The 23,480-nt window shown below is 62.8% G+C and carries 19 protein-coding genes and 2 pseudogenes; 13 read left to right on the top strand and 8 right to left on the bottom strand.

Annotated features, from left to right (window positions below; genetic code table 11):
- A pseudogene (locus tag E8Q41_RS21280) lies at positions 1-155 on the top strand (D-galactonate dehydratase); the annotation flags it as partial.
- A gap of 43 nt (positions 156-198) precedes the next feature.
- On the opposite strand, the gene E8Q41_RS21275 reads toward E8Q41_RS21280, so the two are convergent.
- The 3 genes and pseudogenes from E8Q41_RS21275 to E8Q41_RS21265 form a co-directional block, all read right to left on the bottom strand.
- Positions 199-2,001 carry an NAD(P)/FAD-dependent oxidoreductase gene (locus tag E8Q41_RS21275; protein WP_137157564.1) on the bottom strand — a complete coding sequence of 601 codons (1,803 nt, stop codon included), beginning with the start codon at positions 1,999-2,001 and terminating at the stop codon, positions 199-201.
- Between the two features lie 114 nt (positions 2,002-2,115).
- Positions 2,116-3,189: pseudogene (locus tag E8Q41_RS21270) on the bottom strand (2,3-butanediol dehydrogenase).
- A gap of 163 nt (positions 3,190-3,352) precedes the next feature.
- Positions 3,353-5,239: a sigma-54-dependent Fis family transcriptional regulator gene (locus E8Q41_RS21265; RefSeq protein WP_137157563.1), complete on the bottom strand. Its 1,887-nt coding sequence runs from the start codon at positions 5,237-5,239 to the stop codon at positions 3,353-3,355.
- A 499-nt stretch (positions 5,240-5,738) separates the two neighbouring features.
- On the opposite strand from E8Q41_RS21265, the gene E8Q41_RS21260 reads away from it, so the two are divergent.
- The 5 genes from E8Q41_RS21260 to E8Q41_RS21240 all read left to right on the top strand — a co-directional run bounded on the left by E8Q41_RS21260 (position 5,739) and on the right by E8Q41_RS21240 (position 11,372).
- A complete protein-coding gene (locus tag E8Q41_RS21260; RefSeq protein ID WP_137157562.1) occupies positions 5,739-6,848 on the top strand; it encodes an ABC transporter ATP-binding protein in 1,110 nt (369 codons plus the stop codon).
- Between the two features lie 33 nt (positions 6,849-6,881).
- Positions 6,882-7,997, top strand: a complete 1,116-nt coding sequence (locus E8Q41_RS21255) for a PotD/PotF family extracellular solute-binding protein (protein ID WP_137157561.1) — start codon at positions 6,882-6,884, stop codon at positions 7,995-7,997.
- Between the two features lie 118 nt (positions 7,998-8,115).
- Positions 8,116-9,060: an ABC transporter permease gene (locus E8Q41_RS21250; RefSeq protein ID WP_137157560.1), complete on the top strand. Its 945-nt coding sequence runs from the start codon at positions 8,116-8,118 to the stop codon at positions 9,058-9,060.
- Positions 9,057-9,857, top strand: coding sequence for an ABC transporter permease (locus E8Q41_RS21245; protein ID WP_137157559.1), 801 nt, complete (start codon positions 9,057-9,059; stop codon positions 9,855-9,857). The genes E8Q41_RS21250 and E8Q41_RS21245 overlap by 4 nt, the downstream gene beginning before the upstream one ends.
- 231 nt (positions 9,858-10,088) lie before the next feature.
- A complete protein-coding gene (locus E8Q41_RS21240; RefSeq protein WP_137157582.1) occupies positions 10,089-11,372 on the top strand; it encodes a nucleotide sugar dehydrogenase in 1,284 nt (427 codons plus the stop codon).
- Here E8Q41_RS21240 and E8Q41_RS21235 read toward each other — a convergent pair.
- Complete coding sequence (locus tag E8Q41_RS21235) at positions 11,362-12,519, bottom strand: DUF3095 domain-containing protein (RefSeq protein WP_137157558.1); 1,158 nt, start codon at positions 12,517-12,519, stop codon at positions 11,362-11,364. The two genes, E8Q41_RS21240 and E8Q41_RS21235, sit on opposite strands and share 11 nt — an antisense overlap.
- Before the next feature lie 54 nt (positions 12,520-12,573).
- Positions 12,574-13,428 (bottom strand): FkbM family methyltransferase, encoded by an 855-nt coding sequence (locus E8Q41_RS21230; protein ID WP_137157557.1) that lies wholly within the window; start codon positions 13,426-13,428, stop codon positions 12,574-12,576.
- Positions 13,429-13,551: 123 nt separating this feature from the next.
- Between E8Q41_RS21230 and E8Q41_RS21225 the strand changes: the two genes are divergently transcribed.
- Positions 13,552-14,031, top strand: coding sequence for a class I SAM-dependent methyltransferase (locus tag E8Q41_RS21225; protein WP_137157556.1), 480 nt, complete (start codon positions 13,552-13,554; stop codon positions 14,029-14,031).
- Here E8Q41_RS21225 and E8Q41_RS21220 read toward each other — a convergent pair.
- Genes E8Q41_RS21220 through E8Q41_RS21210 form a run of 3 tightly spaced genes read right to left on the bottom strand, consistent with a single transcriptional unit; the run spans position 14,028 to position 17,171 of the window.
- Entirely contained in the window at positions 14,028-15,119 is a 1,092-nt protein-coding gene (locus tag E8Q41_RS21220) for an ABC transporter substrate-binding protein (RefSeq protein WP_137157555.1), read from the bottom strand. The two genes, E8Q41_RS21225 and E8Q41_RS21220, sit on opposite strands and share 4 nt — an antisense overlap.
- Positions 15,116-16,507, bottom strand: coding sequence for a sensor histidine kinase (locus tag E8Q41_RS21215; RefSeq protein ID WP_137157554.1), 1,392 nt, complete (start codon positions 16,505-16,507; stop codon positions 15,116-15,118). The genes E8Q41_RS21220 and E8Q41_RS21215 overlap by 4 nt, the downstream gene beginning before the upstream one ends.
- Positions 16,494-17,171, bottom strand: a complete 678-nt coding sequence (locus E8Q41_RS21210) for a response regulator transcription factor (RefSeq protein WP_137157553.1) — start codon at positions 17,169-17,171, stop codon at positions 16,494-16,496. The genes E8Q41_RS21215 and E8Q41_RS21210 overlap by 14 nt, the downstream gene beginning before the upstream one ends.
- Before the next feature lie 245 nt (positions 17,172-17,416).
- Between E8Q41_RS21210 and E8Q41_RS21205 the strand changes: the two genes are divergently transcribed.
- The 6 genes from E8Q41_RS21205 to E8Q41_RS21180 all read left to right on the top strand — a co-directional run bounded on the left by E8Q41_RS21205 (position 17,417) and on the right by E8Q41_RS21180 (position 23,464).
- On the top strand, positions 17,417-18,391 hold the full coding sequence (locus E8Q41_RS21205) for a tripartite tricarboxylate transporter substrate-binding protein (protein ID WP_137157552.1): 975 nt from the start codon (positions 17,417-17,419) through the stop codon (positions 18,389-18,391).
- A gap of 137 nt (positions 18,392-18,528) precedes the next feature.
- Positions 18,529-18,999: a tripartite tricarboxylate transporter TctB family protein gene (locus E8Q41_RS21200; RefSeq protein WP_137157551.1), complete on the top strand. Its 471-nt coding sequence runs from the start codon at positions 18,529-18,531 to the stop codon at positions 18,997-18,999.
- 27 nt (positions 19,000-19,026) lie between these two features.
- Positions 19,027-20,553, top strand: coding sequence for a tripartite tricarboxylate transporter permease (locus E8Q41_RS21195; protein WP_137157550.1), 1,527 nt, complete (start codon positions 19,027-19,029; stop codon positions 20,551-20,553).
- A gap of 205 nt (positions 20,554-20,758) precedes the next feature.
- Positions 20,759-21,892: an aminomethyltransferase family protein gene (locus E8Q41_RS21190; protein ID WP_137157549.1), complete on the top strand. Its 1,134-nt coding sequence runs from the start codon at positions 20,759-20,761 to the stop codon at positions 21,890-21,892.
- Between the two features lie 10 nt (positions 21,893-21,902).
- Positions 21,903-22,508, top strand: a complete 606-nt coding sequence (locus E8Q41_RS21185) for a dimethylamine monooxygenase subunit DmmA family protein (RefSeq protein WP_137157548.1) — start codon at positions 21,903-21,905, stop codon at positions 22,506-22,508.
- Positions 22,505-23,464 (top strand): PDR/VanB family oxidoreductase, encoded by a 960-nt coding sequence (locus E8Q41_RS21180; protein ID WP_137157547.1) that lies wholly within the window; start codon positions 22,505-22,507, stop codon positions 23,462-23,464. Before E8Q41_RS21185 ends, E8Q41_RS21180 begins: the two co-directional genes overlap by 4 nt.
- The last annotated feature ends 16 nt before the right edge of the window (positions 23,465-23,480 follow it).

Here is a 23,480-nt window from a genome sequence, read left to right as displayed (position 1 = left end):
TGTTCCACTACGAGGACGGCTTCGTGTCGATCCCGCAGGGCCCCGGGCTCGGCGTTGAGGTGGACGAAGCCTATGTGATCGAACGCGCCAAGGAGGGCCATCGCTGGCGCAATCCCGTATGGCGGCACGCCGATGGCAGCGTGGCAGAGTGGTGAGACAAATCAGCGGGCGCCGGAGAAACCGGCGCCCGCCTCATTTTCAAGACAGGTGATGCGGCTTGGTCATTCCATAAACCGGGGTATCGATGCCCACCTGGCGGGCCTTGAGCTGTAGCGACAGATATTGCGAATAATGCCTGGACTGGTGAAGGTTGCCGCCATGGAACCAGAGAGCAGGCTGCTGCGTCGGTTTCCACATATTGCGCTGTTCGCCTTCCCACGGACCGGGGTCCTTGGTCGTATTGGAGCCGAGCCCCCAGCATTTTCCGACCTTGTCGGCGACCTCGCGCGAGATGAGGTCGGCGGCCCAGCCATTCATCGAGCCATAGCCGGTGGCGTAGACCACGAGATCTGCGGGCAGTTCGGTTCCGTCCTTCAGCACCACGGCGTTTTCCGTGAGATGCGAGACATCCACGCCGGATTTCAGCTTGATCGAACCGTCGATGACCAGGTCGCAGGCGCCGACGTCGATATAATAACCTGAACCCCGACGCAGATATTTCATGAACAGACCGGACTCGTCGTCGCCGAAATCCAGCATGAAGCCGGCCTTTTCGAGCGCCGCGTAGAAATCGGCGTCCTGCTCGCGGATCTTGTCGTAAATCGGGATCTGGAATTCATGCAGGATCCGGTAGGGCAGCGAGGCGAAGATGAGATCCGCCTTGCGCGTGGTCATGCCGCCCTGCACAGCCCGTTCCGAATAGAGATCGCCGAGCCCGATTTCCATCAGCGAATCCGACTTGACGATATGGGTGGACGAACGCTGCAGCATGGTGACATCGGCGCCGGCTTCCCAGAGCGCGGCGCAAATGTCATGGGCGGAGTTGTTCGAGCCGATGACGACGACCTTCTTGCCGGCATAGGCGTCCGGCCCCGGATGCTGCGAGGAATGCTGCTGTTCGCCCTTGAACACGTCCTGTCCGGGAAATGTCGGCACATTGGCCTTGCCGGACATGCCGGTCGCTAGCACCAGCTGCTTCGGCTTGAGCACGACTTCCTGGCCGGCACGATCGACGATCACGGTCCATTCGCCGGCCGCCTCGTCAAACTGGGCGGATTTGCAGGTGGTGGAGCCCCAGTAATTCAGCTCCATGACCTTGGTGTACATTTCCAGCCAGTCGCCCACTTTGTCCTTCGGCGTAAATACGGGCCAGTTTTCCGGGAAGGGAATGTAAGGCAAGTGATCGTACCAGACCGGGTCATGCAGGCAGAGCGACTTGTAGCGCTTGCGCCAGCTGTCGCCAGGCCGCTCATTCTTTTCGATGATGATCGTCGGCACGCCGAGTTGGCGCAGCCGGGCGCCGAGCGCGATGCCGCCCTGACCGCCGCCGATGATGACGACATAGGGCTGGGTGGAGTAGCCGAGATCGGCGGTCTCAACCTCGCGCTTTTCCTTCCAGGTCTTGCGATTTCGGCCATGGCCATGTTCTGCGCCCATCGGACGGCGAAAGCCTTTCGGCTCCTCATGACCCTTGAGTTCGGTCATGGTGGTGAGCAGGGTCCAGATCAGCCCGTCCTTGAGGCGGATATGGCCGTAGCCACGCGCCACGCCCGTTTCGAATTCGAACCATCCGTCGGTAACGCCGCCGGTTTCGGAGGCCGCCTCCTTGGCGTCCTGCACGAAATTTGACGGCTTCGTCGCGGCCAATTGGCTGGTGAGCATGTCGCGGATCTGCTCGTGCCCTTCTACGGTCTTCAGGTTCCAGGTGAAGGTCACCAGATCGCGCCAGTAGCAATCGGCCTGAAACAGGTTGACGGCGGCGTCGATGTCGCCGCTTTCGAGGGCTTGGCCGAGTTTTGAAAGAACCGAGTCGATCTTGGTTCCCGGGCTGATATCAAGCATGGTCATCTCCTCCATGGATGCTTGGTGGTTATGGGGAAGCGCCCGAGGACGCTCCATTCGGCTTTCGAGCCATCGACAGCCGGGCTCCTCTCCCGGCAACCGAGGCTGAAAACTTCATTTCGAAAGATCGATCAGGATCTTCAGATGCGCGCCGGCGAGATCGAGCAGGACGTCGAATCCTTCCTTGACGGCTGTGCCGAGGGTGATGCGCTTGGTGACGATCTTGGTCGCCGGCAGCAGTGCTGAAGCGATCAGCCGGATCACCCTCGGCCAGTAATGAGTCGGATAGGCCCAAGAGCCCTTGATCTCCAGATCGCGAAAGGTGACCTGGAACCAGTCGAGCGGGTTTTCATGCGGATGCAGGCCGGTCTGCACCACCACACCCTGTTTGCGGACCGCGTCGACGCACGCTTTCAGCGCATGTTCGTTCCCGACGCATTAGATGGCGACGTCGCAGCCGACCTGGCCTTCCGTCAGCGAGCGAACGACATCGCCGACCTTGTCGCGCTTCGGGTTGATGGCGATGACATCGGGCAGCACCCCTTTGGCCAGCTCAAGCCTGGCGTCATTGAGATCGGACACGAAGAGCTGCGCTGCGCCGGCGGCGCGGGCGGCGAGCAATGTCAGCATGCCGATGGGACCCGCGCCGGTGACCAGCACGCTATTGCCGGCGGTCACGCCACCGCGATCGCAGGCATAGACGGCGACCGCCGTGGGCTCGACAACAGCAGCCTCTTCATCGGTCATGTCATCGGGAATTTTCTGGACATCGTATTCGTTGACGACGGCCGCTTCGGCCATGCCGCCGCCATCCCAACTCAGCCCGACCAGCGCCAGATCCGGGCTCAGATGGAAGAGACCGCGATCGGCGAAATAGTCGCCGGATCTCGGCATGACCAGCGGCTGGATCGACACCCGGTCGCCGACCGCAACGGACGTCACCCCTGCCCCGACAGCCTCGACGACGCCGCCGAATTCATGACCGAGAACCTGTGGACCATGCGCGCCGGTAAAGGGATGCGGCTCGGTGGGGATGAAGATCGGGCCGTAACTATATTCGTGAAGGTCGGTGCCGCAAATGCCCACGAAGCGATTGCGAACCAGAACCTGCCCGGGCCCCGGCTGCCTGGGCTCGGCAATCTCTTCGAGCCGTAAATCCTTGGCGGCGTGAAATCTGAGCGCGCGCATGTTTTCTCCCTTTGGTCTTTTTGACGTAAAGTGAGCTGCAACCCCCATGCCAGCGGCAGCGCGGTTTTCAATTGTTTGAATTCACGGCATTTTCTCGGTCGATTACCGCACCTTGCGCCACTGCTGTGGCGCCACAGGTGTGGCGCGTGCCACAACAGCGCCCTCAATGCGTCCGGTCGATGCCGAACCGCTTCATGCGCCGATGCAGCGTGGTGCGGTCGATGCCAAGCCGCCGCGCGGCTTCGGACACATTGCCCTTGCAGGCGGCCAGAATGGCGCGGACATCCGCTTCACCCGTCTCCTGATCGGCCAGAGCGCCTATATGTGTGAGATGATCCGGAAGGTCGGCGACCTCGATCAGTCCGCCCTCGCACAGCGCGGCGGCAAAAGCGATGGCGTTGTCGAGTTCACGGATGTTGCCGGGCCAGCAATAGTTGAGGATCATCACTCTTGCCGCGCCGGAAAGACGCAAAGGGCGGCCCATGGCTCCGTGCTTTTCGAGAAGTCTGTCCAGCAACCAGACAAAATCCTCGCGCCCCGCCAAAGGCGGCAGCGACAGCACTGCGGCGTTCAGCCGGTAATAGAGATCCTCGCGAAATTTTCCGGCCGCCACCATATCGGCCAGCAAGCGATGCGACGCCGACACGACCCGGAAATCCACCTTGCGCGGCGCAGATCCGCCGACGGGCAGGACTTCGCCCTCCGCGAGCACACGCAGCAAGCGGCTTTGCGCCGCAAAGGGCATGTCGCCGATCTCATCGAGAAACAGCGTGCCGCCCTCAGCCTCCTCGACGAGCCCCTTGCGCCCCTTGGCGAGCGCGCCTGTAAAAGCGCCGGGGGCGTGGCCGAACAATTCGCTCTCGATCAGTTGTTCGGGGATCGCCGCGCAATTGACCGCGACGAAGCGGCCTGCAACGCCGCTCGCCTCGTGAATGATCCGCGCCAGGAATTCCTTGCCGGTTCCCGTCTGCCCCTGCAGCAGGATCGGCAACCGGCTTGGCGCGAGCTTTGCGACCTTGCGCCTGAGACCGTCGATCAGTGGCGAAGTACCGCCTAATCGAGAGATCGCGGGCGCCGGCCGCGCGAGCCTGGCGACCGGCGCGCCGGCGACGCGGCTCTGCGGTTCGATCGCATGCGCGTAGAGGAGACCGCCGTCGCGCAAGGCGATGCGGCGATCCTGCGGCAGGCTGGCGCGGGTCAGCGAGGCGAGTTCATCGAGGCCTGCTTCGAAGTAGTCGGCGACGGGCTGGCCGATCAGCAACTCGGGGCTGCGCCAATCCAGCCCGCGCGACCGGGCGAGAAGCCGCGCGCCGCCATGGGTCATGCCGGTTATGCGCCCGACGCCATCCACCGACACAGCCGCTTCCGGATCGACATCGAGAAATTCCGGCGCTGCAGCGAAACGCAAAACCAGGTCATGGCGGCTATTAGCCATGAGATTGGCGAGTTCGATCCGCCGCACGGTGGAGGACACGAGATGGCGCGCCATGTTCTGGCTCGCCTTCAGAATGGGCGAACTGAGGAGGGAAATGTCGAGCACCGCCGTCAGCGCGCCTTGCGTGTCATAGATCGGGGCGGCGGTGCAGGAAAGCGGCGTATGCGTGATGTCGAAATGGTCTGTCTGATGGATCGTCAGCGCTTCGCCGGTGGCGATGCAAGCGCCCACTGCGCAGGTGCCGGCGCGCGGCTCCGACCATTCCGAACCGAGATAAAGGCCCGCCTTGCGCAGATTGTTGTTGAACGAGGGATCGCCGAGGAACTCGACGGTCACCCCCTCCCTGTCGGAGAGAAGAAGCACGTAGTGCTGTTCCGCGACCTGGCGATAGAGCCGTTCGAGACCGGAGCGGGCAATATGGACCAGATCCTCCGCCTGCTGGCGATGTTCGCGCAGCCGCGTTTCCGAGACGATCACCGCCTCGCGCGCTTTGGCGGGATCGAGCTGATAGGTGTCCAGGCATCGACGCCAGGATTCCACCACCAGCGCATCGCGCCCGGTGTTGGCGCCTTGTCCGACGCGCTCGATTTCCTTGATATGCTCGGAAAAACCCATGAAATCACCGGCCCGAAACGAGCCGCCTCCCGTGATCCTCAGGAGGAGCATAGCCGCAAATGCGGCGAGAGCATAATCATTCGAATGAAATGGTCGCGGTCCACCGCCCCCGAAGGGACGTTTTAGCCTTTGCTGACATCACCGGCACAGGTCTCAATCCCAGCAAGCGGCGGATCTCATTCTGAAGAGTGCCCGTGCGGCGGTGAACGCAGATGGATTCCATGAGGCGAGAGCGAGGGCGACGGCATCTGCGCGCCTGTTTCGGCCCGGAGAGATATGAGCGGCTGGCTTCGCAAGCATGGCTCCGTTTGCGGCCCGTTCGATTGCCTGAACAGTGTGCAGACCGCCCTCGCCGACAACCTGAGCGGTCGATTGACGACACTTGTATAAGTATGTTTATACATCTGTCATCAAGCGCCCGAAAAAAGGGGCGCGCAAGACCGCCGAACGAGGCCATAGAAAACCTTGGTTGTGGCAAAAAGAATGCAGGGGAGGTGTCATGGGCGCAGCCACCGCCGGCGAGATCGCTGTTTCCGTTAAAAACGTCGGAATGAAATTCGGTGCGGTGCAGGCCGTCAAGAATGCTTCATTCGACCTGCCAAAGGGCCGTTTCCTCACCATTCTCGGGCCTTCCGGCTCTGGTAAAACCACGCTTCTACGGATGATTGCCGGTTTTGACCGTCCGACCAGCGGCGAAATTTTCATCAGCGGCCGCCCGGTCAGCGCCGTGCCGGCGCATCAGCGTGCAATCGGCATGGTGTTCCAGAAGCTCGCCCTCTTTCCCCATATGACGGCAGGCGAGAACATCGCGTTTCCGCTCAAGATGCGTCGTCACGATGCGCGCACGATTCCCGAAAAAGTCGAGAAGTATCTCGAACTCGTCCGGCTCGGCGGATATGGAAGCCGACGCATCGGCGAGCTCTCGGGCGGACAGCAGCAGCGCGTCGCCATTGCGCGGGCTCTTGTGTTCGAACCGGACCTGCTCCTTCTGGACGAACCTCTCGCCGCCCTGGATCGCAAGCTGCGCGAGGAAATGCAGCTGGAATTCCGTCGGATTCAGAAGGAACTTGGCGTGACGACGATCAATGTCACCCACGACCAGCGAGAGGCTCTCGTCGTGTCTGACGAGGTCATCGTCATGAACGGCGGCGAGATCCAGCAGAATGCCCGACCGATCGACGCCTATCGTACGCCGTCCAATGCCTTCGTCGCCAATTTCATCGGCGTGACCAATTTCATCGAGGGCAAAGTCGCCGCTCTCTCCACGCCGGCGGCGGTCTTCGATGCGCATGGAATGCGCCTTTCCGGCGTCGCCGCCGATCCGAAGCTTGCGATCGGAGGCTCATGCGCCGGCGCCATCCGCGCCGAGCAGATTCGCATCGCCGCCAGGGGCAATGGACTGGTTGGTCTCGAAACCGTGGTCGATGGTCATGTCCTCGACTGCATTTTCGAAGGCGAGCGGGTCGTCTATGAAATCCGTGTTCCGGGACTGGGCGACGCGCTGATGCGCGTTTTCGACCATGATCCCGAAACGCATTTGCAATTCAGCCCCGGGGAGGAGGTCTGCCTGGGCTGGAATGCAAGGGATATGCATGTTTTTCAAAAGTGACCCTCAGACGGTCAAGCCAGAGGAGATTGATTCATGTCGCATGACAGGTTCTTGAATATCCCGCTCCGCCGCCGGACGCTATTGGCGACCGCAGCGACTGCCGGCGTATCCGCGGGTCTTTCGACCCTCGGCGCTGGCCGCGCTTTCGCGCAGGAGCCGGAAAAGCCGGCTGAAATCATCGTCCGCGCCTGGGGCGGCAGCTGGGTGGATGCGCTGAAGGCCGGCGTGTCGGACAGCTTCACCAAGGCGACCGGGATCGCGGTCCGTCACGATCTCACCGAAGACAACGAAATCCAGCCCAAGGTCTGGGCGGCAGTCGCCCAGAAACGCGTTCCGCCGATCCACATCAATTGGGACACCACCACCAATGCGACCAAATCGGCGCTGCGGGGCGTCACCGAAGATCTTTCGGATCTGTCGAACCTGAAGAACGCCACCGAGCTCGCAAAGCCCGTGGGTCTCGACGGCTATCCGATCGTCAACACCTATGGCTATGTCTATGTGCTTGCCTATCGCCCCTCAGCCTTCCCGAACGGCGCCCCTAAATCCTGGAAAGATCTGCTTGATCCCAAGCTGAAGGGCCGCATCGCGCTCTACAATGACGGCATCGGCTTCCACTTCCCGGCACAGGTCGCCGGCGGCGGCAGGCTGGAGGATATTCCGGGCAATATGCAGCCGGCTTGGGACTTCATTGCGAAGATCAAGGAGCAACAGCCGCTGTTGGGCGAGGACCCGGATTTCACGACCTGGTTCCAGAAGGGCGAAATCGACGCGGCCTGCACGATTTCGACCAACGCCCGCGAAGCCAAGAAGAACGGCATCGATATCGCATGGGTAGTGCCCGAGGAAGGCGCTAAGTTCGATACAGACGGCCTCTGGATCCCCAAGGGTCTGCCGGAAAACGAGCTTTATTGGGCCAAGCAGTACATCAATCATGCGCTGACCCTGGAAGCCCAGCAGATCTGGCTCGATGGGCTGGGGCTGCCCGGCGTCATTCCCGGCGTGAAGCCTCCGGCGGATCTGGTGAACGACCCGTCCTACCCGACGACGGAGGAGCAGTTCAAACATCTGATCCGCATCTCGTCGAAGATTCAGGTCGAAAACGAGAGCCAGTGGTTCGCCAAATTCAAGGAAATCATGCAGGGCTGACCCCTGTCGCGCCCGCCGCCCGGACGGCGGCGGGCCATCTCAATTCTTCACGACAATCGACCTCCGTAACCATCAGGGCCTGTATCGGCCTTGCGGGAACGGCCAAAGGACCGGCATCATGCGCGCTTCTCGTGTCGCCTATCCTCTGACGTGGCGCGTCATGGATATGCTCGAACGCTTTGCAGCCTTCGTCTGGCCAGCCAGCTTCCGGAAGGCGCTGGCCTATCTGATGTTGCTGCCGGCGATCGTGCTTGTCGGCTTGCTCGTGCTCGGCCTCTTCCAGATTGGTGACCTCAGTCTCCGGACGCTGGACACCAATACATTCCTCATGTCCGAGACATACACGCTCGCCAATTACCAGCGCGCCGTCACCGAGAAGTTCTTCGTCACCGTCGCCGGCCGCAGCCTGATGGGCGCGCTGATCGTGACGGTAATCACGTTGATCTTCGCCTTTCCCTACGCTTATCTGATGGTGCGGACGCCGTCTTCGGCGCTGCGCAAGTTTCTGCTGGTGGCGCTCTTTCTTCCCTTCTTCATCGGCCAGGTGGTCCGCGCCTATGGCTGGCTGATCATTCTCGGCAATCAGGGCATGATGAATGAAGCGCTTGGACTTGTCGGCGTGGCGCCGCTGCGCCTTCTCTACAACTACCCCGCCGTGCTCTTCGGCCTCGTGCAATACATGCTGCCATTTGCCGTGCTGATGCTCGCGCCAGCGCTGACCGCCATCCCTGCGGAGCTGGAGGCGGCGGCCGCATCACTGGGAGCCGGTTGGGTGCGAAGCTTCCGCCACATCGTGCTTCCATTGTCCAGACCTGGCCTCGTCGGCGCCGGTCTCGTGGTGCTCACGTTGTCGCTAACCGATTTCGCCATTCCGGCGATCCTGGGCGGCGGCACGCAGGACTTCATCGCCAACGCCATTTACGACCAGTTCTTCCGAACGTCGGATCAGGGTCTTGGGGCGACACTGTCGCTCATGCTCGTCGCGGTCGGCTCCATTCTCGTCGGCGTGGTCTTCATGCTGTTCGGGGCGGGCACCCTGGCGCTCGGGGGAGAGCGCCGATGACCGGCAGTCGCAGCAAGTGGATCGTGATCTGGGCTTTCGTGGCGGCCGCGTTGATCATGCTTTCGGCGCCGACTATCGTCGTGCTCGGCGCATCATTCACGTCGGGAAACATCATCACCTTTCCGCCCGACGGCTTCTCGCTGCAATGGTACGCTAAGATCGCCCAGGCAGGCGACCTGCGTCAGGCTTTCGTCCGCTCTCTGATCGTGGCCGCCATTTGCACAGCCGTCTCCATTCCAGTCGGCACGCTTGCCGGGATCGCGCTTGCCAAACACCAAGTGCGCTTCGCCCGCTCGATCCAGGTTTATCTGCTGCTGCCCTTCACAATTCCGCTGATCGGGTCGGGCATCGGCATGATGCTGGCATTCGGACAGATGGGCGTGCTCGGCAAGCTCTGGCCTGTCGGCATCGCCTGCGCGGTCATCAACCTACCTTTTATGATCTGGGCGGTGACAGCCAGCGCCAGCAATCTTTCCCCGGATCTGGAGCTGGCGGCGGCCAATTGCGGCGCCCCTCCCCTACAGACCTTCTTCTACATCACGCTGCCGGCCGTGTTGCCGGGCGTCATCACCGGCTCCCTACTGATGTTCATCCTGGCGCTCAACGAGTTCCTTGTCAGCCTTCTTCTCGTCGATGCGCGCAGCGTGACGCTGCCGGTGCAGATCTACAACTCGATCCGCTCGATCATCACCCCGGATCTGGCCGCCATCTCCGTAGTGTTCATCGCCTGCGCGGGCATCGCGATCGCACTGCTCGACCGGCTGGTCGGTCTCGACATCTTTCTCAAGTCCAAGTGAGTACGGGGCAACCGCTCTGACCTCTGCAGCTGCGGCGGAAAACCCTCAGAAGACGTGCGCCGTAAGGAAGAATGACCGCGCCTTCACGGATCTGTGTGGCCTGCGCTTGCTTGACACTGCGGGCTTCGAGTCCTCTATAAAGCCTCAACGCATCAGACCAAGAGAGCCGTCTTGACCAACTCCGTCTCCTCCTATTCAGCCCTGTCCGACAAGATCGCCTCCAAATCCGCAATGATCGGGGTGATTGGTCTCGGTTATGTCGGCCTGCCCCTCGCCATGGCCATCGCCAATGGCGGATTTCAGGTCACGGGCTTCGACATCGACCCGGACAAAATCGTGCGCATCGCGGCAGGCTCTTCCTATATCGAAGCGGTGACGAACGAGACGCTGAAGGGCCATGTCGCATCGGGCGCCTTTTCGGCGACGACGGATTTCCAACGGCTGGGGATTTGCGACGTCATCGTCATCTGCGTGCCGACGCCGCTGACCAAGCATCGCGCGCCCGACCTCTCCTATATCGTCAAGACGACGGAAGCGATCGCCGCAACGCTGCGGCCGGGCCAGATGATCGTTCTCGAATCCACCACCTATCCGGGGACCACTGATGAAGTGGTGCGGCCGATCCTCGAACGAGGCGGCTTGAAATCCGCCTCTGATTTCTTCCTCGGCTTTTCGCCGGAGCGGGAAGACCCCGGCAACCAGAATTTTCGCACCGCGAGCATTCCGAAGATCGTTGCGGGCGACGGCGCCGAGGCGTCGGATCTCATGCAGGCCTTTTATGGCGCCGTGGTCGAGAAGGTGGTGCCCGTCTCCTCCACTGCGGCGGCGGAAGCGGTCAAGATCACCGAAAACGTATTCCGCGCCGTCAACATCGCGCTGGTGAACGAACTCAAGGTCGTCTACGACGCCATGGGCATCGACATCTGGGAAGTAGTGGACGCGGCCAAGACCAAGCCGTTCGGCTATATGCCCTTCTATCCCGGTCCGGGGCTCGGCGGGCATTGCATCCCCATCGACCCGTTCTATCTCACCTGGAAGTCGCATGAATACGAGCTTCCCACCCGCTTCATCGAACTCGCCGGCGAGATCAATTCCTCGATGCCGCGCTATGTGGTGCACCGGCTGGCCGAAGCGCTCGACATGAAGCTCGGCCGGGCGCTCAGCCGCTGCCGCGTGCTGGTGCTGGGTCTCGCCTATAAGAAGAACGTTCCCGATATCCGCGAAAGCCCGTCGCTGAAGCTGATCGAACTGATCGAGGCGCGCGGCGGAAAGACCGAGTTTCACGATCCGCATGTCGCAGCCATTCCGACCACGCGCGAATATCTCTGCTTCAAGGGCCGCGCCTCGACGCCGCTCACCGAGGAGACTGTGCGCGGCTTCGACGCTGTGCTGGTGGCGACCGATCACGACGATGTCGACTACAAGGCCATCGCCGAATGGGCGCCGCTGATCGTCGACACTCGCAACGTCTTCGGACGGCGAGACATCGCCGCAGATCATATCGTCAAGGCGTAATGGCAGACGCCTTGAGATGCTCGGCCGCGCGGGCGTAGCCGCCCGCCGCGCCATCGATGAAGTGAATATGGTCGCGCTCGAGAGCAGTCAGCACGAAACAGGTCATCAGCGCCGCATCCTGCTTGCTGAGACCGTAGCGACAGACGCCCTTGGCGGCGGCTTCATGCAAAAGCTGCTCGATTTCAGAGAGACGGGCAGCATCGATATCCACCGTCATCTTGAGCCCGTCATCGAATTTGCGGAAGTCGCTGTTGGCGGCGACGTCACGGCGATAGACGGCGGGATCGAAGCGGCCGAGACTGATATTCATTCGGATCAGTCCAAAAGCGAAGACGGTGGCGAGTACCGCCTTCAAGAAGCGCGTCACCCTGCCCACCCGCGGACCAGCGCGCCCTTCGATCAGCACGCCGCGACCGGATGCTCTCGGCTCAGGTCCCTCGGCCGGCACGGGATGGCCGCCGCGCTCCTCACCGCCGGTGACAGCCACGATCCGCTCCACAAGATCGGCGAAGGCCGGCATGTCATCGGCAGGACCGGGCACGGCGATGATTGAAACGATCGCGCCATGGCGGGCGGGAATGGGGCTCCAGCGGCAGGACAGACCTTCGAGATCCGGCGCCGCGCCAGGCGGGGCGGAATCTATCGCATATTGATTATTCTTCATCCGCGCTTCGGCCCAGCTCGCGCCGCCGCCGGCAAACATGGCGAACGATGCGTGATCAGATACGCGGAAACGGGCCACGCGGACATCGTGCCCCGCTGCGCGAACATCGCGGATCGGCACGAGCGCGACCCGCATCTCCAGCGCCATCGCCTCTCTGGCCCATGTGCGAAGAGCGGAGAGCGCCGCGCGCGCCTGATCGAGGCCTGACGCCGGCAACGCCACCAGCGCGCCGTCGCCGCCGAACACGAATGGCAGCTCCTGATGGCCGAGCGCATTCAAGACAGACGAAATCAGCGCGGCGCCCGCCATGTTGACGGACTTGTAGGAACCTGCGGCAATGGCGCCGGTCGAATTGACGATATCCCCGGTGGCGAGCCACCAATCGTCTGGCAACGGCCTATAGTTATCGACGTCGATCACGCCGGAGAACTGTGTGAAAACCGGAACATTGTTGTAAAAGGGATCGACGCGCTTCAATGACATAGCCGAGTTTAGCACAGTAGCTGCGGCAAGGCGATGACGGTATGACGGCGGCCTTCAGGGCAAAAGCAGCAAGTCGAACTGCCGCTCGCCGATCGGAATGTCCCGGACCTTCATCCGCCGGCGATCGTCTTCGATGAAAACCCAGCACTCGTCATAGAACCCGCCGAGCCAGTCGCGAAACCGGGCGCTCTCCTCCTGGCCGTAAAGTTCCGGCGTGAATTCGGTATGGATCGGAACCCGGCGTCGGAGCAGCGGCTCCATGCTGCGGAATGCAACCGGCTCGAAACCCTCGATATCCGCCCAGACCAAGGCCACGTCGTCCTCGGCGATTCCTGCGTCGGAGAGAAGATCCGTCACGGGCTTCACGGGCACGGAAATCTGGATGTCCCTGGCGCTGCGCCGGATCATGCCGCTGCGTCCGTGATTGTCGGGGTTCTGGAAAAAGTCGAGGGTTCCGGCCTCATCGCCGGCCGCGCAATTGAGAGCGGTGACGCCCTCCCCAAGTCGGTTCTGCGCGACATTCAGCGACAAAAGCGTGAAATTGCGTGGGTCGGGTTCGACCGTCACGATACGGGAAAAATGCTGCTCCAGCGCGAAATAGACCGTGTGCGTGCCGATATTGCCGCCGAGTTCCAGCAGCACGCCGCCGGCGGTCTTCACCCCCTCCTGGGCCAGAATCGTGAGCAGTCTGGCGACATGGTCACGGTCGTAATGTCCCTTCCGGAAGATTTTGCGACCGATATAGTCGCCTGGCGAAAAGGTCATGACGTGATCGCCGCAATCGACGGTCATGGAAATCGCGCGCGGGCCGATGCCATGGATAAGCAGCCGCCGACCCGTCGGCGTATCGAAGAAGCGGGTCGCAAGGCGATCCCTGATCTTACCCCATTTTTTCTTCCAGCCGCTCACGCTTGCTCACCTCTGATTTTCGGTTGTTCCCTAACCTGAAACGTCCGACGCTTCCACCCGGGCGTCGACAATGCCGCCGCCGGACGCTAGAGGTTCACGAAACAGTGATCGGGGACACGTTGCATGAGCCGTCTGGACAGTTTCATTCGCCGCCTTCTGGCCCAACGCGACATTCTCAATGCGATTGCCGAAGATGTGCGCCGTCTGGAAGGGGATGTTCTGGAACTCGGCCTCGGCAACGGCCGCACTTATGATCATCTCCGCGAATTGCTTCCGGCTAAACGCATCGTCGCCTTCGATCGCGACGAGCGGCGCGACCAGGTATCCCGGCCGGATGACGCCGACATGGTGGTGGGCGAGATTCAGGCGACGATTGCGCCCTACCTCAATGGCAAGGCCGCGCTCGTGCATGCCGATATCGGAACCGGCCATCCCGACCGCGACGCCGTCACCCTCACCTGGTTGCCCGATACGATGGCGAAAGCCCTGGCCACTGGCGGCATCGCCGTCAGCGGCCTACCGCTGGACCACGCCGCCTTCACCCCGTTCCCGCAGCCCGACGGCGTGCCGGAAGGCCGCTATTTTCTCTATCGCCGTCTCTAGCGTTTGACGTCGTTGCGGATCAGCCGCTTCCAGTCGCCGATGAAGTGGCGCCGCTGGATGTCGTCCTGGGCCGCCAGCAGCGACGGCCCGATGCGGATCGGGCGACCGACGCCTGAGGTCATCAGATCAGCCGGCCCTTCGACCCCGGGCGGCATGGGCCTGTCTTCGGCAAAGAAGAATGATTTCTCCCGGGCCACGGCGCGCCCTCTCTCGGACAACAGATAGTCGAGAAAGCGTTGCCCCATCGCGGGATTGGCCGCCGTTTTGGGGATCATCGCACCGCGCGACAGGATCAGCGTGTAGTCCCGCGGCACGACGATACCGAGATTGGGATTGAGGCGCGCAGCGGCATAGGCGTAGGACCCCAGCACATTATAGGCGATGCGGACACCGCCATTCGAGATCTCGCCGAGCACCTCGTTGTTGCAGCAGCGGATCACCGGCGCGGCGCGGCTGACGCTTTCGATCAACCGGCCATAAGTCGTGGGCGCCTGTCGGGAATCGTTGAAGGCCAGGAGATAGCCGACGCCGGACGCCTCGATGTCATAGGTGCCGATGCGTCCGTGATAACGCAGCGGGTTGCGGCGCAGAAGATCGGCGAGCGCCTCGTGGCTTTCAGGCACATCCTCTTTCGGCACGCGCGCGCGATCATAGACGAAGACTACGGGCTCGAAGGTGAAGCCGAAAACCTCGTCGCGCCAGTTGGCCCAATCCTTGATTTTCGAACTGGCCAGCGGCTGGTGCGGCTGGGCGCAACCGTCATTGGCGAGGCGGACGAGCTGATCGACCGAGGACGACAGCAGAATGTCTCCGCTCTTGGCCTCGCCCGAACAGGCCAGTTGCGCCTCGCGAAACAGGTCGTTGGTGACATAGTCGGTCACATCGACGGCGAGGTCAGGCGCGGTGTCCTGAAAGTCGAGGATCAGGGGCCGCATCGCTTCGAGATCGGTGGCCGCATGAATGATCAGGCGGACGCTTTCCTGTCCCGACAGCGCCGGAAAAACGACGCGCTGTCCTTCTATCGCGGCGGCCGGCGACCAAGAGGCTAATGCGGCCAGCAGCGCCGCAAGAATCTTGCGTCCCCTCATGATGATGTCTCCTGCGCCAAGGGCAGATCGAGAAACACCGCGAAGGGCGCATCCTCAGACCTCTCCTGAAAACCGATCGCGCCGCCCAACGCATTGGCGACCTCGGCCGCGATCGCAAAACCGAGACCGGAGGCAGGCCCGTCGGTGCGGGAGGAAAAGAAGCGTTTGGTGACATTCTCCCATTCGGAGGCTGGAATGCCGGGCCCGTCATCCTCCACCACCACCCGCGCCCGTCCATCGCGTCGCTCGACTCGCACGTCGAGCCGGCTGCGCGCGCCGTGACGCAGCGCATTGTCGATGACGTTGACGATCGCCTCGCGAAGGCTGAGCATATCGCCCGTCACCACCGGGTCGCCTTCGGCTGGTTCGAAGGAAACGACGATATCCGGATCGACGGTGATCGGGATCGCCGCCCGGAAGGCCGTCCGCGCCGCGTCATTCAGCGATATCGCCACCAGCTGCGCGGAATCGAAGCGGTGGATGACCATGGCGTGATTGAGGAGTTGGTTGGTGAAGCGCGCGAGCTCCGCCGTCCGGTTGCGGACGCGCTCCAGATGCCGGCGATCATCGGGCGCGAGGTTGTCTTCGTTGATCAGGCTGACCTGAGCGGACAGGGCCGTGAGCGGCGTCCGGATCTGATGGGCGCTGTCGGCGACATAGCGCTGCAACAGCTTGATACGCTCGTCGAGCCGTCGAATGAAATGGTTGATGGCGTCGACGAAGGGCAGAAGTTCGCGCGGCGCGGCCGTTCCGATCGGCGTCAGGTCCTGCGGGTCGCGTTTCTCGATCGCCTCGCCGAGATCGGCGACCGGTTTCAGCGAGAACCGAACGGCGAAGGCCGAACCGACGAGCGCGAGCGTGCTCATCACCCCCACCAGAATCACCGCTCGCCAGGTCAGTTCGGCGGCGAGCGATTGGCGGGCCTCGGTCGTCTGGGCGACCATCACATAGGTCCATCCGGGACCGGAGGCTTGCGTCAAGGCGCGGGCGACGGTGACGATCCGGACGGAAGCGCCGCGATACTCGCCGTTTTCGAGACGCGGCCCGGCGCGGCTTTCGTCGAGACCGGTCCGGGTGGTCAGATCGGGATAGCCCGTGAGCGTTTGGCCCCGGGGATCGATGACCCGGTAGAAAATCCGGTCGCGCTGGGCGAGACCGAGGAGATCGAAAGCCGAGGGCGGCAGTTCAAAATTCAGCTGCCCGCCGGTGATGATCAGGCTGTCGGACATCTGGAAGGCCGCGCCCAGCAACAACCTGTCATAGGCGTCGTCGGCGGCGGCGCGGGCGTAGAACCAGGCTGCGGTGACGAGTGCGGCCGCGCCCAGCGCCAGCACGGCGGCCACCCGCGTCATCAGGCGCGAAAAGAGGGAATCCTTACGCTGGATCATCGGACACCAGCTGATAGCCGACCCCTCGCTGGGTGACGATGCGGGCGCTCGCGCCCTCGAGCTTCTTGCGCAGGCGGCCGACATAGAGCTCGATGGCGTTCGGCCCCGCCGCTTCCTCGAAGCCGAACAGGCGGTCGAGCAACTCCTCCTTGCTGAAGATCTTGCCCGGCCGTGACGCCAGCACCTCGAGCAGGGTCATCTCCCGGCGCTTGAGCTGCACCTCCCGCTTGCCCACCTTGACGCTCCTGTTGGCGCGATCGAGGCTGACATCGCCGCACACGATGATGTTCGTGGCTTCACCGCCGCTGCGCCGCCGAAGCAGCACCCGCGCCCGCGCCTCGAGTTCCCGGAAATCGAATGGCTTGACCAGATAATCGTCGGCCCCGAGATCCAGCGCGCTCACCCGATCGTCGATCTCGGAGCGCGCCGTCAGCACCAGCACCGGCACGCTGCTCTTCTCCTGACGAAGCCGGCGCAGGATCGAAAAGCCGTCCATGCCCGGCAGCATGACGTCGAGAATGACGAGGTCGTAGTCGGTGAAATCGAGAATATCGGCCGCCGCAGCGCCGTCGGTTTCCCAGTCGACGGTGTGGCCCGTCGATTGGAAACGGCGGGAGATGGCCTCGCCGACGTCATGTGTGTCTTCAACCAGGAGAATGCGCATGGGCTTATGCTGTCACGGTCGGAAGGCGTGATCAAGCCGCCTGAAAGGCTCCATACGCGGCATTTCCATGCTGCGGCGCCATGACAGCAAGGTGACAGGTTTGCGGGTTAATGGATCGTTATCGGCTCCGAGAGGAGGAGCCGCTCCGGGGAGGAGCACCATCAAAATCGCTGTGTAAAGACGGTTCGAACGGGGCCTGTCTTTGCGCGCCTTCTCCCGGAGATCACGCCATTGGGAGAGACATGATGAAGAGATTTTTCGCCGCCGCTTTCGTCGGAGCCAGCCTCGCCGCACTCGGCGCCGCATCAACCGCTGTTGCTGAACCCGCCAAGCCCGAATGCCTGGCCGGCGCCAAGCCCGGCGGCGGCTTCGACCTGACCTGCCGCCTCGCCGCCAATTCGTTGCTCGCCACCAAGCAGATCTCCAAGCCCATGGCCGTGACCTATATGGAAGGCGGCGTGGGCGCCGTGGCCTATAATCACGTCATCGGCAAGCGCGCTCATGACGGCAGTCTGATCACCGCAGCTTCTTCGGGCTCCGCGCTGTTGATCGCGCAGGGCAAGTTCGGCAAATATGATGAAACGGCCGTGCGCTGGCTCGGCGCTCTCGGCGCCGATTACGGCGTGCTCGTGGTCGCCGCCGATGCGCCTTACAAGACGCTGGGCGAACTTGTCGAAGCCTTCAAGGCCGATCCGACAGCCTTCGCCATCGCGGGCGGCGGCGCTGTTGGCTCGCAGGACTGGATGAAGGGATCGCTGCTCGCCAAGGCCGCCGGCCAGGATCCGAAGTCCATGCGCTATGTCGCGCTCGAAGGCGGCGGCGCCGTGCTGACCGCGCTTGAAGGCGGCCATGTCAAGGTCGGCTCCGGCGACGCGGCCGAAATGGTCAAGCACCATGTCGCTGGCAAAGTCCGCATCCTTGCGGTGATGTCATCCGAACGTCTGCCAGGCGAACTCGCCGGCGTGCCGACCGCCAAGGAACAGGGTTTCGATATCGATTGGCCGGTCTGGCGCGGCTACTATGTCGGCAAGGACGTTTCCCAGGCGGATTACGACTGGTGGGTGAAGGCGTTTGAAACCGCTTCCAAGACGCCGGAATTCGCCAAGGAGCGCCAAGAACGCGGCCTGTTCGAATTCACCCTGCTCGGCAAGGATTTCGAGGATCGCGTGAAGTCCGACGTCGCCCGCTTCAAGATCCTCGCCAAGGAAGCCGGCATGTAATCGAGCCCCTCTCCTCCTCCCGAGCCTGGGGCGCGCCCCGGCCGTCGATACGGCGGCCGGGGCATGGAGGAGATCAGGATCGCCGAGCGATCTCCAGACCCTTGAACATATTTCTCTAGCCATACCGGAGCCAGCCGATGTCGGACTCCCATCAACCTTCCGCGCGCGCCACGCGCCTCACCGGCCGCATCGCAGCCCTCATTCTCATCGCTCTCGCTCTGGTCTACGGCCTGGGCGGCAGTGTGATCGAATACGCCTTCGCCTCCGACCCGTTGGGGCCGCGCGTTTTCCCGGTGGCTCTCGCCGTCGTGCTCGCAGGTCTATCGGTGTTCTACTTTCTCAGGCCCGGCGCCTGCGAGGGTTTCCCGACCGGTCCGCTGTTCGTCAAGGTGCTCGCCATTCCGGTGCTGACCGTGATTTCGATCGCGCTCTTCGAACCCGCGGGCTTCGCCGCCTCGATCTTCGTGCTGACGCTCGGAACAGGCTATATTTTCGGCGCGCCGCTGAAGCCCGCGCTGATCGGCGCCATCGGGCATGCAGCGCTCTGGTGGTTCATCTTCTCCTATCTCCTCGAAGTCTATCTGCCCGCCGGCATGTTGTTCGGCTGAGCGAGCCGACGTGAAAGGACATTCGCCATGAATTTCGATTATCTCTGGCAAGGCTTCGCCGTCGCGCTGACCTGGCAGAACCTCATCATCGGCCTCGTCGGCTGCTTCATCGGCACCATGGTCGGCGCCCTGCCCGCCATCGGCCCGATCAACGGCATCGCGCTTCTTCTGCCCATCGCCTATACGATGGGACTTCCGGCCGAGAGCACGATGATCCTGCTCGCCGCCATCTATTGCGGCGCCGAATATGGCGGCCGCATCTCCTCCATCCTGCTCAACGTGCCGGGCGACGCGGGCGCCGTCATGACAGCGATGGACGGCTACCCCATGGCCAAGCAAGGACGCGCCGGCGAGGCGTTGGCGCTTTCAGGCCTCTCGTCATTCGTCGGGGGCATCCTCGGCACGATCGGGCTGGCCTTTTTCGCGCCGCTCCTGTCGGGGCTTGCCATCGGGTTTGGTCCGGCTGAATATTTCGTGCTGATGGTGTTCGCCTTTGCGACGCTCGGCTCCATGGTCGGCAGCGCGCCCGCCAAGACGCTGATCGGTTGCGTGCTCGGCCTAATGCTGGCGACCGTCGGTCTCGACGCAACTTCTGGCGCCTATCGCTTCACCTTCAACGAGCCTGAACTGGGCGACGGCATCGAATTCGTCGTGCTGGTCATCGGCCTGTTCTCGATCTCCGAAGCGCTGATCATTCTCGAGCATCAGGGCCGCGGCATGACCGTGATCCGCGAACTCGGCCGAATGACCGCGCGGATGAGCGACATCGTGAAATGCACGGGAGCAACGCTGCGCGGTTCGGTCATCGGCTTCATCGTCGGTGTGCTGCCCGGCACCGGAGCCTCCGTGTCGAGCGCGGTCTCCTACACCACCGAGAAGCGCATTTCCGACACCGAAGGCACCTTCGGCAAGGGCGACGTGCGCGGTCTCGCGGCGCCCGAAGCGGCCAACAACGCCACCGCCTGCGGCGCCTTCGTCCCCATGCTGACGCTCGGTGTGCCGGGCTCCGGCACCACCGCCGTCATGCTCGGCGCGCTGATGCTCTACAACATCCAGCCCGGTCCGATGCTGATGGTCGAACGGCCCGAAATCGTCGGCGGCCTCGTCGCCTCGCTGTTCGTCGGCAACTTCATCCTGCTCGCGCTCAACCTGCCGCTGGTCAACATCTTTGCCCGCGTGCTGACCGTGCCGAACTGGCTGCTGGTGCCGGGCATCCTGGTGCTGTCGATCGTCGGCGTCTACTCGACCCACGCCTCGGTCTTCTCGATCTATCTGATGCTGGCCATCGGCATGGCGGGCTGGCTGCTCAGAAAGGCCGGCTTCGACATGGCGCCGATCATTCTCGGCTTCGTTCTCGGACGGGTGATGGAGGTCAACCTCCGCAATGCGCTGGCGATCAGCGGCGGTGACGTGTCGATCCTGTTCGAAAGCACCATTTCCATCGTTCTCTGGTGCCTTGCGGCTCTGGTCGCCATCCTGCCGGTGTTCCTCGCTCGTCGCGCCAAGCGCAGGCTCAACGCCACAGCGGCCGCTGCGTCGGCGGCGGCGCAGTAACTTCTCTCATCATCCGCCTATCTTCCGACCGGGCCGCATGGAGCGGCCCGGTCTTTCATTTTCGACGTCTTCGGGCCGTCGAACTCCCCCCCTAAGACCTTCGTTGATTTTGCCGCGATAGGTGCTTGCCAGCCGGTAAATTCGCTCTATAGTGAGGAAATAATTATTCCGCACAGTAAAGTGTGGTGAAGCATGGGGAACTACAATGGCTCTTACCTGGCGCTTTTCCGCGCTCGCAGAACGACATCGTGCGCTCGGCTCCAAGCTTGAAGACTGGAGCGGCATGGGCACCGCCTGGACCTATGACAAGGACATCTACGCCGAACATGTGGCGATCCGCACCAAAGCGGGGCTGATGGATGTCTCGGGCCTCAAGAAGGTCCATCTGGTCGGCCCGCACGCCATTGCCGTGCTGGATTACATCACCACGCGCGACCTGACCAAGATCTATCCCGGCCGCTCGGTCTATGCGACCATGCTCAACGATCGCGGTCATTTCACCGACGACTGCATCGTCTATCGCACCGGGCCCAATTCCTGGATGCTGGTGCATGGGTCGGGTTCTGCGCATGAAGAAGTCGTGAAGCAGGCGGCTGGCCGCAACTGCGCAGTCCTGTTCGACGACGATCTGCACGATCTGTCGCTGCAGGGGCCGCTGGCGGTCGACTTCCTCGCCAAGCATGTGCCCGGCATTCGCGATCTCAAATATTTCCATCACATGCAGACGACCTTGTTCGGCGCTCCGGTGATGATCTCCCGCACCGGTTACACCGGCGAGCGCGGCTATGAGATCTTCGTGCGCGGCCAGGACGCGGCGAAGGTGTGGGACACGATCCTCGCCGAAGGCGCGGATATGGGCATCATCCCCTGCTGTTTCAGCGTGCTCGACATGCTGCGCGTCGAAAGCTACCTGTTGTTTTACCCCTACGACAATTCGCAGATGTATCCCTTCGCCGATGAGCAGCCCGGCGACAGCCTGTGGGAGCTCGGTCTCGACTTCACCGTCTCCCCCGGCAAGACCGGCTTCCGCGGCGCGGAGGAACATGCCCGCCTCAAGGGCAAGGAGCGTTTCAAGATCTATGGCATGCTGATCGAGGCCGATGGCCCCGCCGATCTCGGCGACGAGGTCTGGGCAGACGGCAAAAAGGTCGGCGTGATCACTTGCCCGAGCTATTCGACGCTCACCAAGAAGAGCATGGCGATCGCCCGTCTCGACGTCGACAAGGCGGTTCACGGGACGCCGCTCGAAGTCAAGGGCAAGGGATTGCAGGCCAAGGCCATCGCGCATCAACTGCCCTTCGACGATCCCGAGAAGAAAAAGCGCGCGGCGATCGGCTGAGGATCGCGTCATGTTGGTTGAAGGCATCAAGAGCCGCCCTGTCTATCACGGGATCGCGGCGGACCCTCGCGCGCGCCGTCACATCTTCGTTCTTGAGGGTGAAGGCGCCCGCGCTCTTCTGGAGCAAGAACCCAGCCTGACGCCGGCGATCCTGGCGTCAACGGAAATCCTCTATGTCGCCCGGGGCTCCGCCGGCGAGGGACATGCCGAGGCGCTTTCGGCGCTCGGCGCAGATGTCGCCTGGACGGCGCCGACGGTCGAGACGCTGCTGTTCCGGCTGAAAGCCATGCTCGCCGTCTCTCATATGGGAACACGTCTCTACATTGCCGGCACGGAAGGCTTCATCGGCAAGGCCATGCAGGTCGCGCTCGACCAGGGCATGGACTATTCCACCATTCCCACCGAACATCGCGGCTCGCTCGCCCGCCGCGTTCAATGCGTCCATTGCAAGGGCGTCACCGAGGACGTGACCACGACGCCGTTCACCTGCAGTCATTGCGGCCTGTCGCTGCTCGTGCGCGATCACTATTCGCGGCGCCTTGGCGCGTTCCAGGGCGTCTGCATCGACGCCGAGGAACCGGGCGTCAGGCCGGAACCGGAGGCGCTGTTCCTATGAGCAAGACCGATCTTTCCGTTCGCGTGACCCGTGTCGAACCTGTTGCAGAAGGCGTGAAGCGCTTCCGCTTCGAACATGTCGAAGGCAAGCCCTTGCCGGTCTTTTCAGGCGGCGCCCATGTCATGGTGGCGATGCGTGATTACGATCACATCCGGCGCAACGCTTATTCGCTGATGTCGGATCCGGCCGACACCTCGGCCTATGAGATCAGCGTGCTGCGCGTGCCGCAATCACGCGGCGGCTCCATCTTCATGCATGACCGGGTTCATGAAGGCGATGTCCTCACGATCAGCCAGCCGGTGAACCTGTTCCAGCCGGATTGGCGCGGCCGCAAGCATATCCTCGTCGCCGGCGGCATCGGCATCACGCCTTTCCTGGCGATGATGTCACAGTTCGAGAGGGAAAACATTGCTTTCGAACTTCACTACGCCGTCCGCTCGCGCAGCCGCGGCGCCTATTGCCAGGATCTCGCCGCCCGCTATGGCCACCGAGTCAAGATCTATGTCGACGACGAGGGATCGGCGATCTCGCTCGACGCGTTGTTCGCCCGCCAGCCTCTGGGCTCGCATCTCTATGTCTGCGGTCCCGGCGGCATGATCGACGCCGTCCTCGCCGCCGGTCTCGACGCTGGTTGGCCCGCACATAATCTGCATTCCGAACGCTTCCTGTCGCCGCCGCCGGGCAAACCCTTTTCCGTGGATCTTCTTCGCAGCGGCGTCTCCGTGCCGGTCGGCGCGCATGAGAGCATTCTGGAAGCGCTGGAGGCAGCGGGCGTCGACGCCCCCTATCTCTGTCGCGGCGGAGCCTGCGGGCAATGCGAGACCTCGGTGTCGGCATGCGACGGCGCGATCATGCATAACGACGTGTTCCTGACCGATGCCGAAAAGGCGTCGGGAAAGAAAATCATGCTCTGCGTCTCCCGCTTCGAGGGGACGCGGCTGCAACTCGATCTCTGACGGCGCCCGAGCGCAA

This window comes from Rhizobium sp. FKL33, assembly GCF_005222915.1.
Classification (GTDB): Bacteria; Pseudomonadota; Alphaproteobacteria; order Rhizobiales; family Rhizobiaceae; genus Rhizobium_E.
This window is presented reverse-complemented; position numbering and strand designations above follow the sequence as displayed.

Excerpts from the sequence above, each read along its gene's own strand:
- E8Q41_RS21215 (WP_137157554.1), bottom strand. The coding sequence starts at position 16,507 with ATGATCCAGCGTAAGGATTCCCTCTTTTCGCGCCTGATGACGCGGGTG.
- E8Q41_RS21265 (WP_137157563.1), bottom strand. The coding sequence starts at position 5,239 with ATGGGTTTTTCCGAGCATATCAAGGAAATCGAGCGCGTCGGACAAGGC.
- E8Q41_RS21220 (WP_137157555.1), bottom strand. The coding sequence starts at position 15,119 with ATGAGGGGACGCAAGATTCTTGCGGCGCTGCTGGCCGCATTAGCCTCT.
- E8Q41_RS21190 (WP_137157549.1), top strand. The coding sequence starts at position 20,759 with ATGGCTCTTACCTGGCGCTTTTCCGCGCTCGCAGAACGACATCGTGCG.
- E8Q41_RS21275 (WP_137157564.1), bottom strand. The coding sequence starts at position 2,001 with ATGCTTGATATCAGCCCGGGAACCAAGATCGACTCGGTTCTTTCAAAA.
- E8Q41_RS21185 (WP_137157548.1), top strand. The coding sequence starts at position 21,903 with ATGTTGGTTGAAGGCATCAAGAGCCGCCCTGTCTATCACGGGATCGCG.
- E8Q41_RS21235 (WP_137157558.1), bottom strand. The coding sequence starts at position 12,519 with ATGTCATTGAAGCGCGTCGATCCCTTTTACAACAATGTTCCGGTTTTC.
- E8Q41_RS21195 (WP_137157550.1), top strand. The coding sequence starts at position 19,027 with ATGAATTTCGATTATCTCTGGCAAGGCTTCGCCGTCGCGCTGACCTGG.
- E8Q41_RS21250 (WP_137157560.1), top strand. The coding sequence starts at position 8,116 with ATGCGCGCTTCTCGTGTCGCCTATCCTCTGACGTGGCGCGTCATGGAT.
- E8Q41_RS21205 (WP_137157552.1), top strand. The coding sequence starts at position 17,417 with ATGAAGAGATTTTTCGCCGCCGCTTTCGTCGGAGCCAGCCTCGCCGCA.
- E8Q41_RS21180 (WP_137157547.1), top strand. The coding sequence starts at position 22,505 with ATGAGCAAGACCGATCTTTCCGTTCGCGTGACCCGTGTCGAACCTGTT.
- E8Q41_RS21210 (WP_137157553.1), bottom strand. The coding sequence starts at position 17,171 with ATGCGCATTCTCCTGGTTGAAGACACACATGACGTCGGCGAGGCCATC.
- E8Q41_RS21225 (WP_137157556.1), top strand. The coding sequence starts at position 13,552 with ATGAGCCGTCTGGACAGTTTCATTCGCCGCCTTCTGGCCCAACGCGAC.
- E8Q41_RS21255 (WP_137157561.1), top strand. The coding sequence starts at position 6,882 with ATGTCGCATGACAGGTTCTTGAATATCCCGCTCCGCCGCCGGACGCTA.
- E8Q41_RS21200 (WP_137157551.1), top strand. The coding sequence starts at position 18,529 with ATGTCGGACTCCCATCAACCTTCCGCGCGCGCCACGCGCCTCACCGGC.
- E8Q41_RS21260 (WP_137157562.1), top strand. The coding sequence starts at position 5,739 with ATGGGCGCAGCCACCGCCGGCGAGATCGCTGTTTCCGTTAAAAACGTC.
- E8Q41_RS21245 (WP_137157559.1), top strand. The coding sequence starts at position 9,057 with ATGACCGGCAGTCGCAGCAAGTGGATCGTGATCTGGGCTTTCGTGGCG.
- E8Q41_RS21240 (WP_137157582.1), top strand. The coding sequence starts at position 10,089 with ATGATCGGGGTGATTGGTCTCGGTTATGTCGGCCTGCCCCTCGCCATG.